Origin of the sequence: Pseudomonas sp. zjy_15 (genome assembly GCF_043101865.1) — a bacterium.
In the GTDB taxonomy this organism is placed as follows: domain Bacteria; phylum Pseudomonadota; class Gammaproteobacteria; order Pseudomonadales; family Pseudomonadaceae; genus Aquipseudomonas; species Aquipseudomonas putida_Y.
Map to the genome: position 1 here is coordinate 130,625 of NZ_JBICII010000070.1, position 16,340 is coordinate 146,964.

A 16,340-nucleotide genomic window follows, 5' to 3' on the forward strand; every position below is an offset into this window, starting at 1 on the left:
GGCGCTTGGTCGGCGCCCCTTTTTTTGCCTGGGATATTTGCATTGGTTGTGCTGGCCGTTTCGCGGGTAAACCCGCTCCTACACACTGATCTGCGGTGGACGCACCGGGGGGTGGACACAGGCCGTTGTAGGAGCGGGCTTACCCGCGAATGGGCCGGGCCTGCTGGCCAATATCCCTGGCCGTTCACCGTTGCCGTGGCCTCCGTATTCGCGGGTAAACCCGCCCCTACACCTGATCGGTGGTGGACACACACACATTGGTGATTGGGCGCAGGCCGTTGTAGGAGCGGGTTTACCCGCGAAAAGGCCAGTCCAGGCCACAAAAAAAGCCCGCATCAAACGATGCGGGCTTTCTCATCCCTCATTCCAGGCTTCAGGCCGCCTTGGCTTCCTGCTGGCTCAGCGAGCGGTTCAGCGCGCTGAACAGGGCCTTGAAGCTGGCCGTGGTGATGTTCTCATCAATACCCACGCCATGCACCGGACGGCCACCGGCTACACGCAGTTCAATGTAGGCCGCGGCCTTGGCATTGGTGCCAGCGCCAATGGCGTGCTCGTTGTAGTCCATGATCTCTACGGCAACCGGCAGGCCGGCCACCAGTGCTTCCAGGGCGCCGTTGCCCTTGCCGCGCCAGTGCAGGGTGGTTTCGCCTTCACCGGCAACTTCCACTTCCACGGCGCTGTGGCCGTTTTCTTCCTGCAGGCGATGGCTGACCAGTGCGTATGGCGCGTTGGCCTGGAGGTATTCCTTGTGCAGCAGGCTGTAGATCTGCTGAGCGGTCATTTCCAGGCCCAGGCGGTCGGTCTCACCCTGCACCACCTGGCTGAATTCGATCTGCATGCGACGCGGCAGGCTGATGCCGTATTCCTGCTCGAGCAGGTAGGTGATACCGCCTTTGCCCGACTGGCTGTTGACGCGGATTACCGCTTCGTAGCTGCGGCCGATGTCGGCCGGGTCGATTGGCAGGTAAGGCACCTCCCACAGTTCCCCATCCTGCTGCTTGGCGAAGCCCTTGCGGATGGCGTCCTGGTGCGAGCCGGAGAACGCGGTATGGACCAGGTCGCCCACATACGGGTGACGTGGGTGTACCGGCAACTGGTTGCACTCTTCGACCACCTTGCGCACGCCGTCGATGTCGGAGAAGTCCAGCAACGGGTCGATGCCCTGGGTGTAGAGGTTCAGTGCCAAGGTCACCAGGTCGACGTTACCGGTACGCTCGCCGTTGCCGAACAGGCAGCCTTCGGCACGGTCGGCGCCGGCCATGAGGCCCAGTTCGGTGGCAGCGATACCGGTGCCACGGTCGTTGTGGCAGTGCAGGCTGATGATCACGCTGTCGCGGCGGCTGATGTTGCGGCAGAACCACTCGATCTGGTCGGCGTAGATATTTGGCGTGGACACTTCCACGGTGGCCGGCAGGTTGAGGATGATCTTGTGTTCAGGGGTAGGGTTCCACACCTCGATGACCGCGTCGCAGACTTCCTTGGCGAACTCCATTTCAGTGGCGCTGAAGGTTTCTGGCGAGTACTGGAAGGTCCACTGGGTTTCCGGCTGCTGGGCGGCGTACTTGACGAACAGCTTGGCCGCGTTCACCGCGATGTCCTTCACGCCTTGCTTGTCCTGATTGAAGACGATGCGGCGGAACGACGGGCTGGTGGCGTTGTACAGGTGGACGATGGCCTTCTTCGCACCGCGCAGCGACTCGAAGGTGCGGGCAATCAGGTCTTCACGTGCCTGGGTGAGCACCTGGATGGTGGTGTCATCCGGGATGTGGCCATCCTCGATCAGGGTGCGCACGAAGTCGAAATCGGTTTGCGAGGCAGACGGGAACGAGGCTTCGATCTCCTTCACGCCAACCTGCACCAAGGTCTTCCAGAAGCGCAGTTTCTTCTCAGAATCCATCGGCTCGATCAGCGACTGGTTGCCATCACGCAGGTCGGAGCTGCACCAGATAGGTGCCTGGGTGATGGTCTTCGACGGCCAGGTACGGTCAGGCAGGTCGATGGTCGGGAAAGCGCGGTATTTCTTCGAAGGGTCTTTGAGCATGGTCATGGAAGCAATCCTTTTGTGTGCGGCCGAGATCGGGCCTGCCGAGCGATAACGATATGAAGAGGCGAGGCGACGCGATTCAGCCTGGTAGTCGGGCGCTGACCAGGCAGAGGCTGCGATGTTGTCGGAGCAGGATGAGGGTGCTGAAGGTTTTCATGCCTTCAAACTTAACCAGTGGGGTGGGGGATGGCAAGCGTTCGGGGAAAATTGAGAGGAATGCTTAAAAAAAGCCATAAAGCGAGATTTTATGGCTTTATTTGGCTGAGTGCTTCGTTGCTTTTGCGCGGTATTTTTCGATGGCGCAACACAATCGAATTAATGCCAGCAGTGCTGGCCCATTCGCGGGTAAACCCGCTCCTACAGGTACGCGGCCCCTTGTAGGAGCGGGTTTACCCGCGAATGGGCCGGCCCAGGCAGCGCAACGTTCAGGGCTGGAACGCGCCAATGAAAATCGCCGGGTCCACCCGCGCATCGTTCAGGCTGACGTTCCAGTGCATGTGCGGCCCGGTAGCCCGCCCGGTCGAGCCCACGCGCCCGACTACCTCGCCACGACGCAGTTGCTGCCCTACCTGCACATCGATCTTCGACATGTGGCAGAACATGCTGATAAAGCCCTGCCCATGGTCGACGAACACCGTGCGGCCGTTGAAGAAATAATCCCCCACCAGAATCACTTTGCCATTGGCGGGTGTCTTGATCGGCGTGCCTGCCGGCACCGCAAAGTCCAGCCCGGCATGCGGGTTGCGTTCTTCGCCATTGAAGAAGCGGCGCACGCCGAACTTGCTCGACAGCGGGCCGTTGACCGGCTTGTCGAGAATCAGGTTGCTCGGCAGGTTCGGGCTGAAGCTGCGGTAGGCCTTGATCTGCTCGGCCAGCTCGCGTTCGATGCGCTTGAGGTCGGCCGGGTTCGGGTTGACCTGGCGCGTGTTCTTCAGGGTAATGCGCTGCTCAGGGTACTTCTTGCTGCCTACGCTGAAAGGCAGGGTGCGCCCGCCCTGGTTCAGCACTGCGGTGCCGGGCTTCTGGGTCAGCGGGATGCCGACGATGGCCAGCCAGTTGTCCTGCTCCTTCACCACCAGCACCGGCTTGCCGTCGAAACGGGCGCTGGGTGCGTTGGTGGCGGGGCCCAGGTCGACGACTGCCACACCGCCGGGTACCGGTTTGTTCAGTGTGCGGGTGATGTAGCTGGCCTGGGCTCCGCCGGACAGCAGCAGCAGGGAAAGGGCAAGCAGGGGCGCGAGCACGCGGGGCATGTGTCAGTCCAGTAGTGAGAGGGTGACCGGGGTCAGGTGGTTGTCTTCGACGCGCACCAGCAGCTCGCCTTCGTTCAGGCGGGCGGTCAGGCGTTGGCCGTTGCGGGTCTGTTCGGCGCTGCGAATGGCCTGGCCTTGTTCATCCAGCAAAATGCTGTATCCGCGGGCCAGGGTGGCCAGCGGACTGACCACTTGCAGTGTCTGTAGCTGGGCCTGGAACCGCTGGCGACGGTCCTTGAGCACCTCGCGCATGGCCCGTGGCAGGCGCTCGGCCAGGCTGTCCAGGCGCTGGTTCAGCAGCTTCAGGTTCCGCCCCGGATGTTGCGCGGCCAGGCGGGCGTCCAGGCGTGCCAGGCGTTCGCGGCGCTGGTTGAGGTTGAGCATGAACGCGCGGCGCAGGCGCATGTCCAGGTCGTCCAGGCGTTGGGCCTGCTGGCGCAAACGCTCGCCTGGGTGACGCAGGCGCCGGGTGAGTGACTCCAGGCGCAGGCGGTCGTGGGTCAGGCGGTTCTGCATGCGCAGCAGCAGGCGCCGTTGCAGGCCATCCAGGCGTTGCCGAAGGCCGCTGTTGTCAGGGGCCAGCAGCTCGGCGGCAGCCGACGGGGTGGGCGCGCGCACGTCAGCCACGAAGTCGCTGATCGACACGTCGGTTTCATGGCCCACGGCGCTGACAATTGGTGTGACGCAGGCGGCCACGGCACGCGCCACGGCCTCCTCGTTGAAACACCACAGGTCTTCCAGCGAACCACCACCACGCGCCAGGATCAGCGCATCGAAGCCGAGGCTGTCGGCCAGGCGGATGGCGCGTACGATCTGCGCGATGGCTTCGCGGCCCTGTACCGCTGTAGGGATCAGGTTCAGCTCCACCTGCGGCGCGCGGCGGCCGAACACGCTGATGATGTCGCGGATCACCGCGCCAGTGGGCGAGGTGATGATGCCGATGCGCTGCGGGTGAGCCGGCAGCGGCTTCTTCCGTTCGGTGCTGAACAGCCCCTCGGCACCGAGCTTTTCCTTCAGGGCCTCGAAAGCCAGGCGCAGCGCGCCATCACCGGCTGGCTCGACGGTGTCGAGAATCAGTTGGTAGTCGCCACGCCCCTCGAACAGCGAAACCTTGCCACGCACCCGCACCGCCAGGCCGTCGCGCAGCGCCTGGCGTACCCGCGTGGCGTTCTGCCGGAACAACGCGCAACGCACCTGGGCGCCGCTGTCCTTGAGGGTGAAGTACATGTGGCCGGACGCCGGGCGGGCGAGATTGGAGATTTCGCCTTCCACCCACACACTGCGGAAAACGTCTTCCAGCAGCACGCGGGCGCGGCCGTTGAGTTGGCTGACGGTAAGGACCTCGCGGTCCAGCCCGAGTCGTTCGAAAGGGTCTTTGATCATGGCAGGCATCATAAATGACATCGGCCCCGGTTGTCTGTCCCGGGCCCTGTTGGAGCGGGTGCACCGGCGAAGAACAAGGTTCAGCCCTGCAGGGCCGTTACGAACTGCCTGGCTATCTGCCCCGCATCGCGGCGACAGGCCAGCGCCACTGTGCTCTGGCAATCCCCTTGCAGCGCCACGAAACTGACCGAAGCGGGTGCGATCTGCCGCATGCACGCTGGCAACAACGCCACCCCAAACCCCGCCTGTATCAGCTGCAATTGCGTGGTCTTGCGCGACAGTACCTGCGCCGCCTTCGGGAAGAATCCTGCCCCCATGCACAACGAGGCAGACAGGTAGCTCAAGCCACCGCGATCCCGGTGCGGGATGGAAATGAAGCGTTCTTCCTTCAGTTGCTCCAGTTGCACGTGCTGAGTACCCGCCAAGGGGTGTCCAGCGGCGACCGCCAGCAACAAGGGTTCGTCGAACAATTCATGCAGCACCACGCCTTCATGCTGGCGCAGCACCGGCAAGCGCAACAGGCCGATATCCAGCCGTCCGGCAGCAATGTCTTCCAGCTGTGCCTCCGATGACTGCTGCGCAATCTCCAGCGAAACCCCTGGGTTGTGCTTCAGGTAGTTCCCCAGGCGAGCCAGAAGCCCGCCGGTCAGCGGCACGGTGCTGGAATGGTTCAGGCGCAAGCTGCCTTGCAACCCTTGGCCAATGTCATGGGTAACCCGCTCAGCCTGTGCCAGGTCAGCCAGCAAGCGTCGCGCCCGTTCAAGAAAGGCCTGACCGGCCAGCGTCAGGCGAGGCAGGCGCGCCGTGCGTTCGAACAGCGGCGTGCCCAGTTGCTGCTCCAGCTCCTTGATCTGCCGGCTAAGGGCCGACTGGGCGACGTACAGTCGCTCGGCTGCACTGCTGAAACTGCCGCACTCGGCGATCTCCACGAAGTAACGCAACTGTCGGATCGACGTCATGTCATGCCTTTTCGAGATGGCTTAGGGGATAAAGGCATATTAGTAGGCATGGCTCATGGCTGGCTAACCTTTGCCTGTCTTCCCAGGAACTGCTGCCATGCTTGCCCAACTGTCGTTTTCCGGCCTTGACTGGCTGCCGATCCTGTTCGCCATTGCCGCGGCCTATATCGTCTTCGGCATCGCCGGCTTTGGTACTGCACTGGTGGCGGGGCCGGTGCTGATTCACTTCATGCCGTTGTCACGCATCATCCCGTTGCTGGTGCTGCTGGATTTCGTGGCCGCGTTCGGCAACCTGCTGCCGTCACGCCGGGATGTGGTACGCAGTGAATTGCTGCGGCTGCTGCCCTTCATGGCCTTGGGTTGTACGTTGGGCGTGGTGTTCCTGCTGCAACTGAAGTCCGACCTGTTGCTGCTGTTGATGGGGCTATTCGTGACCGCCTATGCACTTTACGGGCTGGCAGTGAAAGTGAGGCCAGCCAGCCTGTCCGGCTTCTGGACGGTGCCGATGGGCACGGCAGGCGGGTTGTTCGGGGCTTTGTTCGGCAGCGGCGGGTTTCTTTATGCCCTTTACCTGAGTGCACGGCTGGAGGTGAAGGAACAGGTACGCGCCACCCAGAGCGCGCTGATCAGTTGCAGTACGATAGTGCGTCTGTCGCTGTTCCTGATCGCCGGTGTCTATGCCGAGCAAAGCCTGCTGCTGCTCGCCGCCTGCCTGCTGCCTGTCATGTTCATTGGCCTTTGGGTAGGGCGTCGGTTGACCAACCGGTTGTCCCGCGAAGCGTTCGTACGGCTGGTCACCTGGCTGGTGCTGGCCAGCGGCCTGGCGCTGATTGGTCGCTACCTGAGCGCCTGAGCGGTAGAATTGCGTCATCACCGGCGTTTTTCAGGCTTGTCCCGTTCATGAACACCCAGAGCATCATCGTTCCAAAGCTGTCTACCGTCCCGGTGCATGAAGCCCGTGCCCGCGCCATTCTGCGCTGGCTGGTGCGCGAAAAAGTCGTCGAGGAGCAACTGACCACCTGCGGTCGCACCGGCAACCGCATGGGCCATGCCCTGGCGGCAGGGGCGCGCAAAGTGGCCCTGCACCCGGAAAAACTGCCCTTCGGCGAGCCGGTCAACGGCCTGGAAGTGATGCTCAAGCGCTGCATCTATACCCCCACCGAAGGCTTCCTCGAAGAAGCCGGTTGTCCGGAGTGCCGGCGCGAGGTGGGTGAGCCGTTGTTCGAAAGCCTGGAAGAGTGGATGCCGGCGGTGAGCGACTACTTTACCTGCCCGCTGTGCGGCTTCGAAGATGACATCAATGGCTTCATTTACCTGCAGCCATGTGCCTTTTCCAACCTGGGGTTCATCTTCAACAACTGGGGCGAGGCCGGGTTCACCCAGGCCTTTCTCGACAGCTTCGCCGACTGGCTCGACCAGCCAGTGGCCGTGGTGCAGGTAAAACTGCCACAAGCCTGACCGAAGGCCCTTATTTTGCATTGAGCGGCGCGCCATGCATGAGTATAATGGCGCGCTTCCATTTTTCCCGCCCGGGAGCCCCCGCGATGCTGCGTATCAGCCAAGAAGCCCTGACCTTCGACGATATCCTCCTTGTACCTGGCTATTCCGAGGTACTGCCCAATGAAGTCAGTCTCAAGACCCGTTTGACCCGTGGCATCGAGCTGAACATTCCGCTGGTTTCCGCTGCCATGGATACCGTGACCGAAGCGCGTCTGGCCATTGCCATGGCTCAGGAAGGCGGTATCGGCATCATCCACAAGAACATGACCATCGAACAACAGGCCGGCGAAGTGCGCAAGGTCAAGAAGTTCGAGGCTGGCGTGGTCAAGGACCCGATCACCATCGACGCTGATGCCACTGTGCGCGACCTGTTCGAGCTGACCCGCCTGAACAACATCTCCGGTGTGCCAGTACTGGCCAACGGCGACCTGGTCGGCATCGTCACCTCCCGTGACGTGCGCTTCGAAAATCGCCTGGATGCCAAGGTCCGCGACGTGATGACGCCGAAAGAGCGTCTGGTCACCGTCCGCGAAGGCGCCGACAAGAACGAAGTTCGCGAGCTGCTGCACAAGCATCGCCTGGAAAAAGTCCTGATCGTTGACGACAAGTTCAACCTCAAGGGCATGATGACCGTCAAGGACATCGAAAAGGCCAAGGCTTACCCGCTGGCCAGCAAGGACGACCAGGGTCGTCTGCGCGTCGGCGCCGCCGTCGGCACCGGCAAGGACACCGGCGAGCGCGTTGCTGCCCTGGTGGCGGCTGGCGTTGATGTCGTCGTCGTCGACACTGCCCACGGCCACTCCAAAGGTGTGATCGACCGCGTACGCTGGGTGAAAGAAACCTACCCGCAAGTGCAGGTGATCGGCGGCAACATCGCCACCGGCGCTGCCGCCAAGGCCCTGGCCGAAGCGGGTGCCGATGCGGTCAAGGTCGGTATCGGCCCTGGCTCTATCTGCACCACCCGTATCGTTGCCGGTGTCGGCGTGCCGCAAATCAGCGCCATCGCCAACGTCGCCGCAGCACTGGAAGGCACTGGCGTGCCACTGATCGCTGACGGCGGTATCCGCTTCTCCGGCGACCTGTCCAAGGCCATCGTTGCCGGTGCGTCCTGCGTGATGATGGGCTCGATGTTCGCCGGTACCGAAGAGGCCCCGGGTGAAGTCGAACTGTTCCAGGGCCGTTCCTACAAGGCTTACCGCGGCATGGGCTCGCTGGGTGCCATGGCGCAGGCGCAGGGCTCGTCCGACCGTTACTTCCAGGACTCCTCGGCCGGCGCCGAGAAGCTGGTGCCGGAAGGCATCGAAGGCCGCGTTCCTTACAAAGGCGCCCTGGCCGCGATCATCCACCAGCTGATGGGCGGCCTGCGTTCGTCCATGGGCTACACCGGCAGCGCAACCATCGAAGAAATGCGCACCAAGCCGGAGTTCGTGCGTATCACCGGTGCCGGCATGGCCGAGTCCCACGTGCACGACGTGCAAATCACCAAAGAAGCCCCTAACTACCGCGTAGGCTGAGGCTTCCAGCTACTACATAAAGCGGGGCTGTCATGACAGCCCCGCGTCGTTTCCGATTTCCACTGACGAGATTGAGTCATGGCCCTCGACATTCACGCTCACCGCATCCTGATCCTCGATTTCGGTTCCCAGTACACCCAGCTGATCGCCCGCCGCGTGCGCGAAATCGGCGTGTACTGTGAACTGCACCCGTTCGACATGGACGATGAAGCGATCCGCGAATTCAACCCGCGCGGCATCATCCTCGCCGGCGGCCCCGAGTCGGTTCACGAAGCCAACAGCCCGCGCGCTCCGCAGGCCGTGTTTGACCTGAATGTGCCTGTGCTGGGTATCTGCTACGGCATGCAGACCATGGCCGAGCAGATGGGCGGCAAGGTAGAAGGTTCCGACCTGCGTGAGTTCGGTTATGCCCGCGTGGACGTTGTCGGCAAGAGCCGCCTGCTCGACGGCATCGAAGACCACGTTGACGACGACGGCGTGTTGGGCCTGGACGTGTGGATGAGCCACGGTGACAAGGTCACCGAGATGCCTGGCAACTTCAACATTCTGGCCAGCACCCCAAGCTGCCCGATTGCCGGCATGTACGACGACGCCCGCGGCTATTACGGCGTGCAGTTCCACCCCGAAGTGACCCACACCAAGCAGGGTGGTCGCATCCTGTCCCGCTTCGTGCAGGACATCTGCGGCTGTGAAGCCCTGTGGACGGCATCCAACATTGTCGAAGACGCCATCGCCCAGGTGCGTGCGCAAGTCGGTTCGGCCAATGTCCTGTTGGGCCTGTCCGGCGGCGTCGACAGCTCGGTGGTTGCCGCGCTGCTGCACCGCGCCATCGGCGACCAGCTGACCTGCGTATTCGTCGACAACGGCCTGCTGCGCCTGCACGAAGGCGACCAGGTGATGGCCATGTTCAAAGAGAACATGGGCGTCAAGGTGATCCGCGCCGACGCTGAAAAGCAGTTCCTCGACAACCTGGCCGGCGAAGCCGACCCGGAGAAGAAGCGCAAGATCATCGGCCGCACCTTCATCGACGTGTTCGATGCCGAAGCCAGCAAGCTGGAAAACATCCAGTTCCTCGCCCAGGGCACCATCTACCCGGACGTGATCGAGTCGGCTGGCGCCAAGAGCGGCAAGGCCCACGTGATCAAGTCGCACCACAACGTCGGCGGCCTGCCGGAGGAGATGAACCTCAAGCTGGTCGAGCCGCTGCGTGAACTGTTCAAGGACGAAGTGCGCAAGATCGGCCTGGAGCTGGGCCTGCCGTACGACATGGTCTACCGCCACCCGTTCCCGGGCCCTGGCCTGGGTGTGCGTATCCTCGGTGAAGTGAAGAAGGAATACGCCGACATCCTGCGTCGCGCCGACCACATCTTCATCGAAGAACTGCGCAAGGCCGACTGGTACCACAAGACCAGCCAGGCGTTCGTGGTGTTCCAGCCGGTCAAGTCGGTCGGCGTCGTCGGCGACGGCCGTCGCTACGCCTGGGTCGTGGCCCTGCGTGCCGTCGAGACAGTGGACTTCATGACCGCGCGTTGGGCACACCTGCCGTACGAGCTGCTGGAAACCGTCAGCGGTCGTATCATCAACGAAATCGACGGTATCTCGCGCGTTACCTACGACGTGTCGAGCAAGCCGCCTGCCACTATCGAGTGGGAGTGATCGGGTAGCCAGCCCAGGCTGGCACCCGCAGGACGGATACACCAGAAAGCCCGCATGATTGCGGGCTTTCTGGTTCTTGTTCGTTCAGATTGCTTATTCTTCTGGCTTTCTGGCAAATAGCGCTTTCTGGTAGGCGTTATAGGAAAGCAGCCTGCTCCTCACTGCGATGAACTCATCACCCTCCACGCGTTGCGGGTGCTTTTCCTGCGGGTCATCCTCAAGATTGTATTTAGTCAGGGTGTCTGAACTGAATTCGTATATGTATTTGTACGGGGGCTCCACCAAGGCTGACGCCAGTTGGTCAAAGAACGTGGACATGAAGAATGTGCGTTTCCCCTGTTCCCTCAACAAGCTGATGCCTTGTACAGAGAGGGGGGATTCGGTCACATCAAAAAAATCGGCAACCGTGGGCGCAATATCGATCTGGTGACTGGTGGTTGAGGCGGGTTTGGGCAGTGACTTTCCATTACTCCAGAAAATCAGGGGTACGCTCACTTCCTCTTCGTGCATGGACGCGTTGTGAATGAACAGACCGTGCTCACCAAATGACTCGCCGTGGTCACCCACGAGCACGAATAATGTCGAGTCCAGAAGGCCTTGCTTGTCGAAGGATGTCAGCATTTCACCCAGCACGCTGTCTGTTTTGGCTATGCAGTCTTCATACTTTTCCAGCTCGCTCCGTAATGGGGGGCCTTGGCTGCATTGGTAGGGGTAGTGGGCTGCGCTTGGGAAGTAGAGCGCGATGAAACCTTTGCCATTCTTTTTGATGTTTTCCAGGTAAGAGATGCTGGACGAAAACAGCTGTTCATCACTTTCACCGAAGCTACTGGCATTTCGTGAGCGACTCTCGGCGGGAATGAGCTCCGAAACTGCGTAAGCATTCGACACACCGATGGATTTCAGGAAGCCCTCCATGTTTTCGAACTGCAGGTACAGCGAGCTGAAGGCGACGGCTTCCATGTTTTTCCTGTTCTTCAGCTCATGGATGACGCTGGGTTGTAGCAGGTACATGGCCTCTTTGATTTCAATGTCTGGGTAGGCATGCAGCCCCGTCAGGATCGCGTGGTAGCCTTTGGACGAGTGAGGCACTGAGACGTACGCTTTGAAGAGCATGCCCTCCCGAGCGAGCTTATCGAAGGTGGGGTACCGCTCGGCGGTTTTGATGCCGGGAGCAAAAACGCTGTTCCAGCGCACCGACTCCAGAACGATGAAGACCAGGTTCTTGAAGTCTGGCGTGGGGTGAGATTGAAGTTTTCGGATTTCGTTGACGTTGGTCAGCGGGTAGGCGGGTTGTTCGAATGGCAGGGGCGGTCTATGCGGAGCTGCGGTCAAGGAAGTGGTGTTTCTGAGTGTCGTGACCAGCGGGCTGATGACAATGTTTTCGTTCAGGTGATAGCGCGCGTCTTTGGCATGGATGGAGCCGAAGAGCAGGGCGCCGATCACCAGCAGTGATGCCCAGAGGTGTTGTCTTTTCTTTACTGTGCGGGTGCGCTGTTCTTTATAAGCGATGCAGGTTGCCAGCCCAGCGAAAGACCAGGTCGCCAGGTAAGCCAGAAAAAGCACAAAGACAATGAACCTGAATGTGTGCCCGAAACCGGCCGCTTGCTTGAGAAACACCTCGGCCCCGGAGGTCAGGTTGCTTGCGTTTTGCAGGCTATAGCTTATCAGTTGCCAGTCCAGTGGCTTCAGCCATAGCTCCCGAACACGCATGTCCACCAGCAGGAACAGCAGCAAGGCGCCTGAGGCGATGCTCAACAGATAGAAGTTGAATTTGTTTCTGGTAATGGTGTTGGCGGCAATCACATAGAGGGCGACCACAAGCAGCACGTCTTGAAGCAAGTACAGGGCAATATCGAAAATACCCGTCTCCACCCATCGATGGGAGAAAAACTCGATCAGGATGATCTTCGGTGCCAGCAGCAGGCCTGCAGCGAGCAGGAGCGAGATATGCAGTAATGAGTTTTTGTGCCACATGCTGTCTACCTTCGCATTCAAAGAGCAGGCGTCTTGTCTGAAGCGATAGGCGGGCAGAAGGCCAGCACCTGCGCACCCCGTTTTTAGACTTAAGCAGCCCGCCCTGAATCCGGCAAGTCAGCCCCAGGGCGTTGGGTTGGTACCGAGGGGGAGCGGGTTGCCATTGGCGATCGGGGCCAATAACCGGTCGTGCGACAAGACTTCACTTAATCTTTCGCAAATGCAGGTGTATCGTATTCGCCCTTCATCGCCAGCCCCTGCTGGCAGACTGATTGCGCAGAAACGAGGTACCCGCACCGATGTCCTTTACCCGTCGACAAATGCTCAAAGGCCTTACTGGCTTGGTTGTGGTAGGCCTGGGCGCCGGAGGCGCGGCGCGCTACTGGCTGGGCAAGGTCGAGGACGAGAATGCCGGGCACGACTACGAGCTGATCGCCGCCCCACTGGAAGTGGAGCTGGTGCCGGGGTTCAAGACCGAGGCCTGGGCCTTTGGCCCTTCAGCACCAGGGACGGAACTGCGAGTCCGCCAAGGCACCTGGTTGCGGGTGCGTTTCATCAATCACCTGCCGGTTGAAACCACCATCCACTGGCACGGCATCCGCCTGCCGCTGGAGATGGATGGTGTGCCATACGTTTCGCAATTGCCGGTCAAGCCAGGTGAATACTTCGATTACAAGTTCCGCGTGCCGGACGCCGGCAGCTATTGGTATCACCCTCATGTCAGCAGCTCCGAGGAGCTAGGTCGCGGTCTGGTCGGGCCGCTGATCGTCGAGGAGCGTGAGCCCACTGGGTTCCAGCATGAGCGCACGCTGAGCCTGAAGAACTGGCATGTGGACGAGCAGGGCGCATGGCTGCCTTTCAGCATCCCGCGCGAGGCCGCGCGCAACGGCACTGCCGGGCGGTTGATCACCATCAACGGCCAGGCCGACTCGATCACCGAGCTACCGGCCGGCCAGGTGGTGCGGGTGCGCCTGCTGAACCTGGACAACACCTGGACCTACCGCCTCAACCTCAAAGGCAATTGCGAGGCGAGAATCTATGCCCTCGACGGCAACCCGGTGACTCCGCGTGCGCTGGATGAGTACTGGTTAGGCCCGGGCATGCGTATCTGTCTGGCCATCCGCATTCCCGAGGCGGGTGAGGAGATCTCCCTGCGCGACGGTTTCGTGCGCCTGGGCACCCTGCGTTCGGTGGCCAGCAACGACGCGCCGAGTGACTGGCCGCCAGCGTTGCCGCCCAACCCGATCGCCGAGCCCGACCTGGAGAATGCCGAAAAGCTGAACTTCAATTTCGAGTGGGCGGCCAGTGTCTCTGTCACCACTGATGCGGGCAAACCGCCGAGCTTGTGGCAGATCAACGGCCAGGCCTGGGATATTACCGACAAGACCTGTGCCGACCGGCCCATCGCCACGTTGCAGAAGGGCAAGAGCTACATCTTCGAGCTTAAGAACATGACCCAGTACCAGCACCCGATCCACTTGCATGGCATGAGCTTCAAGGTGATCGCCTCCAACCGTCACGACATCAAGGAACCGTGGTTCACCGACACCTACTTGCTGGGCAAGAACGAGCGCGCCCAGGTAGCGCTGGTGGCGGATAACCCTGGGACGTGGATGTTTCACTGCCACGTCATCGACCACATGGAAACCGGCCTGATGGCCGCGATCGCGGTGGTCTGATGCGCCCGCAGATCATCGATCGCAGCCGCGATCAGGAATTCATGCGTCTGGCGCTGGCCTTGGCCGCCGAAGGCGCGGCGCTGGGCGAGGTGCCGGTGGGGGCTGTGCTGGTGCAGCATGGGCAGGTGATCGGCCAGGGGTTCAACCGACCGATCATCGACAGTGACCCCAGCGCGCATGCCGAGATGGTGGCGATCAGGGCGGCAGCCAGGTCGGCCAGCAACTACCGGCTACCCGGCAGCACTCTGTATGTGACCCTGGAACCGTGCAGCATGTGTGCGGGGCTGATCGTGCATTCGCGGGTGATGCGCGTGGTGTTTGGCGCGCTGGAACCCAAGGCGGGGATCGTGCAGAGCCAAGGGCAGTTCTTTGGCCAAGGCTTTCTCAATCACCGGGTGATGGTGGAGGGCGGGGTGCTGGCGCAAGAGTGTGGGCAGATCCTCAGCGACTTCTTCAAGGCCCGCCGGGCCAAGGCTTGAGCTGCACCGGCCGCTTCGCGGGCAAGCCCGCTCAGGCTCTGCGCAATTCTTGTAGGCGCGGGTTTACCCGCGAAGAGACCTACTGGCTTACATCGGCGACGACTTATCCGCTGGCTTGTCCTTGTTGACCCCGGGCACATGCAGGTTGCCCTCGGCCACCTGGCCTTCGAGCTGCGGCTGGGTCACCCAGGTGAGGATGTCGTAGTAACGGCGGATGTTGGCCACGAAATGCACCGGCTCGCCACCACGGGCATAGCCGTACTTGGTCTGCCGGTACCACTGCTTCTGAGCCAGCCGCGGCAGCATCTTCTTCACGTCCAGCCACTTGTTCGGGTTTAGCTTTTCGCGCCTGGCCAGGACGCGGGCGTCTTCCAGGTGGCCGCCACCGACATTGTAGGCGGCAAGGGCAAACCAGGTGCGGTCCGGCTCCTTGATGCTGTCGTCAAGCTCTTCCTTGATCTTCATGAAGTACTTGGCGCCGCCCTGGATGCTCTGCCTAGGGTCCAGGCGGTTGGACACGCCCATGGCCCGGGCGGTGCGCTGGGTCAGCATCATCAGGCCGCGTACGCCGGTCTTGGAGGTGACTTCCGGCTGCCACATCGATTCCTGGTAGCCGATGGCTGCCAGCAGGCGCCAGTCGACCTGCTCGACCTTGGCGTAGTTCTTGAAGTGCTTCTCGTACTTGGGCAAGCGCTGTTGCAGGTGCTGGGCGAAGGTGTAGGCGCCAACGTAGCCGAGTACGTCGACATGGCCGTAGTAGCGGTCCTTCAAGCGCTGAAGGGTGCCGTTCTTCTGCGCCTTGTCGAGAAATTCGTTGATTTCGTTGAGCAGGCTGTTGTCTTCGCCTGCTGCCACTGCCCAGCGCTGGTCGCGGGTGTCGCCCAAATCGAAGGCGACCCGCACGTTGGGGAAATACACCTGGTTCATCGCCAGTTCGTTGGAGTCCACCAGGGTCAAGTCGATCTGGCCTTCGTCCACCATGCGCAGCAGGTCGACCACTTCGACGGCGTCGGATTCCTCATATTGCAAGGCCGGGTACTGCTTTTTCAGCTCGGCCAACTGGTCAGCATGGCTGCTGCCCTTGAGCACCATGATCTTCTTGCCGACCAAACCCTTGGCGCTGGTGGGGCGTGGGCGGCCATTGCGGTAGATGACCTGCGGGGTCACCTCCAGATAGGGATGGGAGTATTTCACCTGGGTCTTGCGCCGCTCACTGCTGACCAGGCCGGCAGCAGCCAGTACCGGGCCGGAGGGCTTGCCGAGGGCGTCGTACAGCTCGTCCAGGTTGTCGGCGGTCTCGATCTGCAGCTTTACGCCAAGATCCTCGGCGAAATGCTGGACCAGTTCGTACTCGAAGCCGGTTTCGCCGTTACGGTCCTGGAAGTAGGTTGCCGGGCTGTTGCGCGTGATCACGCGCAGCACGCCATCCTCCTTCACGCGCTCGAGGGTGCTGGGTTTTTCAACGCAGGCACCTAACAGCAGAAAGAGTCCGGTTGCGAGAAGCCATTTGGCGCAACGCTGGCGCAAAGCAGTGTGGGCGAACATAGGTTGCAGTATACGCAAAGGACTGGCCCAACCATATCTCGACAACTGTTAGCTTGTCTGGTAGCGGGTTGTGTGGTTGGGGAGGGGGACTGCATCAAGGCTACCAGGTGCCCGGCTTGAGATGTTCAGCGGCTGTGAGATCGAGCGACGACCAGGTGCCCGGCTCGGCACATTCAGCGCCTGTGAGATCGAGCGCCGCAGGTGTCCGCCTTAAAATATTCAGCGCCTATGAGATCGAGCGCCGCCCGCGCGGCGCTTCGCGGGTAAACCCGCTCCTACGTTTGTTTCGGGCCAATTATACCTGTGGGATTCGCGCGCGAACGCCTTGGTGCCTATCTCGATATCGCGTCGTAC

Annotated in this window: 12 protein-coding genes; 6 read left to right on the forward strand and 6 right to left on the reverse strand. The window is 61.5% G+C overall.

The features are described from left to right. Positions 1–373: 373 nt before the first annotated feature. The 4 genes from leuA to ACF8EF_RS13895 form a co-directional block, all read right to left on the reverse strand. On the reverse strand, positions 374–2,047 hold the full coding sequence (leuA, locus tag ACF8EF_RS13880) for a 2-isopropylmalate synthase (protein WP_021781914.1): 1,674 nt from the start codon (positions 2,045–2,047) through the stop codon (positions 374–376). Positions 2,048–2,469: 422 nt separating this feature from the next. Beyond that, a complete protein-coding gene (locus tag ACF8EF_RS13885; protein WP_392461966.1) occupies positions 2,470–3,297 on the reverse strand; it encodes a peptidoglycan DD-metalloendopeptidase family protein in 828 nt (275 codons plus the stop codon). 3 nt (positions 3,298–3,300) lie between these two features. Continuing rightward, on the reverse strand, positions 3,301–4,680 hold the full coding sequence (gene xseA / locus ACF8EF_RS13890) for an exodeoxyribonuclease VII large subunit (RefSeq protein WP_004575640.1): 1,380 nt from the start codon (positions 4,678–4,680) through the stop codon (positions 3,301–3,303). Between the two features lie 80 nt (positions 4,681–4,760). After that, positions 4,761–5,639: a LysR family transcriptional regulator gene (locus ACF8EF_RS13895; protein WP_176683692.1), complete on the reverse strand. Its 879-nt coding sequence runs from the start codon at positions 5,637–5,639 to the stop codon at positions 4,761–4,763. A 97-nt stretch (positions 5,640–5,736) separates the two neighbouring features. Here ACF8EF_RS13895 and ACF8EF_RS13900 point away from each other — a divergent pair, with 97 nt between their 5' ends. The 4 genes from ACF8EF_RS13900 to guaA all read left to right on the forward strand — a co-directional run bounded on the left by ACF8EF_RS13900 (position 5,737) and on the right by guaA (position 10,309). Further along, positions 5,737–6,492: a sulfite exporter TauE/SafE family protein gene (locus tag ACF8EF_RS13900; protein WP_392461968.1), complete on the forward strand. Its 756-nt coding sequence runs from the start codon at positions 5,737–5,739 to the stop codon at positions 6,490–6,492. Positions 6,493–6,539: 47 nt separating this feature from the next. Further along, positions 6,540–7,097: a sugar ABC transporter ATPase gene (locus tag ACF8EF_RS13905; RefSeq protein ID WP_392461970.1), complete on the forward strand. Its 558-nt coding sequence runs from the start codon at positions 6,540–6,542 to the stop codon at positions 7,095–7,097. Between the two features lie 86 nt (positions 7,098–7,183). Then, the gene (guaB, locus tag ACF8EF_RS13910; RefSeq protein ID WP_003255025.1) at positions 7,184–8,653 is read left to right on the forward strand and encodes an IMP dehydrogenase; all 1,470 of its coding nucleotides are present in this window, start codon (positions 7,184–7,186) and stop codon (positions 8,651–8,653) included. A 78-nt stretch (positions 8,654–8,731) separates the two neighbouring features. After that, positions 8,732–10,309, forward strand: a complete 1,578-nt coding sequence (gene guaA, locus ACF8EF_RS13915) for a glutamine-hydrolyzing GMP synthase (protein ID WP_176683690.1) — start codon at positions 8,732–8,734, stop codon at positions 10,307–10,309. 93 nt (positions 10,310–10,402) lie between these two features. On the opposite strand, the gene ACF8EF_RS13920 is transcribed toward guaA, so the two are convergent. Beyond that, complete coding sequence (locus ACF8EF_RS13920) at positions 10,403–12,283, reverse strand: LTA synthase family protein (protein ID WP_392461529.1); 1,881 nt, start codon at positions 12,281–12,283, stop codon at positions 10,403–10,405. Positions 12,284–12,582: 299 nt separating this feature from the next. Here ACF8EF_RS13920 and ACF8EF_RS13925 point away from each other — a divergent pair, with 299 nt between their 5' ends. Next, positions 12,583–13,962, forward strand: a complete 1,380-nt coding sequence (locus ACF8EF_RS13925) for a multicopper oxidase family protein (protein WP_176683688.1) — start codon at positions 12,583–12,585, stop codon at positions 13,960–13,962. Then, positions 13,962–14,441 (forward strand): tRNA adenosine(34) deaminase TadA, encoded by a 480-nt coding sequence (tadA, locus tag ACF8EF_RS13930; RefSeq protein WP_012051365.1) that lies wholly within the window; start codon positions 13,962–13,964, stop codon positions 14,439–14,441. Before ACF8EF_RS13925 ends, tadA begins: the two co-directional genes overlap by 1 nt. Positions 14,442–14,528: 87 nt before the next feature. Here tadA and mltF read toward each other — a convergent pair whose 3' ends face one another. Next, the gene (gene mltF, locus ACF8EF_RS13935; protein WP_392461531.1) at positions 14,529–15,986 is read right to left on the reverse strand and encodes a membrane-bound lytic murein transglycosylase MltF; all 1,458 of its coding nucleotides are present in this window, start codon (positions 15,984–15,986) and stop codon (positions 14,529–14,531) included. Positions 15,987–16,340: the final 354 nt, after the last annotated feature.

Excerpts from the sequence above, each read along its gene's own strand:
- ACF8EF_RS13925 (WP_176683688.1), top strand. The coding sequence starts at position 12,583 with ATGTCCTTTACCCGTCGACAAATGCTCAAAGGCCTTACTGGCTTGGTT.
- ACF8EF_RS13895 (WP_176683692.1), bottom strand. The coding sequence starts at position 5,639 with ATGACGTCGATCCGACAGTTGCGTTACTTCGTGGAGATCGCCGAGTGC.
- leuA (WP_021781914.1), bottom strand. The coding sequence starts at position 2,047 with ATGACCATGCTCAAAGACCCTTCGAAGAAATACCGCGCTTTCCCGACC.
- guaA (WP_176683690.1), top strand. The coding sequence starts at position 8,732 with ATGGCCCTCGACATTCACGCTCACCGCATCCTGATCCTCGATTTCGGT.
- guaB (WP_003255025.1), top strand. The coding sequence starts at position 7,184 with ATGCTGCGTATCAGCCAAGAAGCCCTGACCTTCGACGATATCCTCCTT.
- ACF8EF_RS13885 (WP_392461966.1), bottom strand. The coding sequence starts at position 3,297 with ATGCCCCGCGTGCTCGCGCCCCTGCTTGCCCTTTCCCTGCTGCTGCTG.
- xseA (WP_004575640.1), bottom strand. The coding sequence starts at position 4,680 with ATGATCAAAGACCCTTTCGAACGACTCGGGCTGGACCGCGAGGTCCTT.
- ACF8EF_RS13905 (WP_392461970.1), top strand. The coding sequence starts at position 6,540 with ATGAACACCCAGAGCATCATCGTTCCAAAGCTGTCTACCGTCCCGGTG.
- ACF8EF_RS13920 (WP_392461529.1), bottom strand. The coding sequence starts at position 12,283 with ATGTGGCACAAAAACTCATTACTGCATATCTCGCTCCTGCTCGCTGCA.
- ACF8EF_RS13900 (WP_392461968.1), top strand. The coding sequence starts at position 5,737 with ATGCTTGCCCAACTGTCGTTTTCCGGCCTTGACTGGCTGCCGATCCTG.
- mltF (WP_392461531.1), bottom strand. The coding sequence starts at position 15,986 with ATGTTCGCCCACACTGCTTTGCGCCAGCGTTGCGCCAAATGGCTTCTC.
- tadA (WP_012051365.1), top strand. The coding sequence starts at position 13,962 with ATGCGCCCGCAGATCATCGATCGCAGCCGCGATCAGGAATTCATGCGT.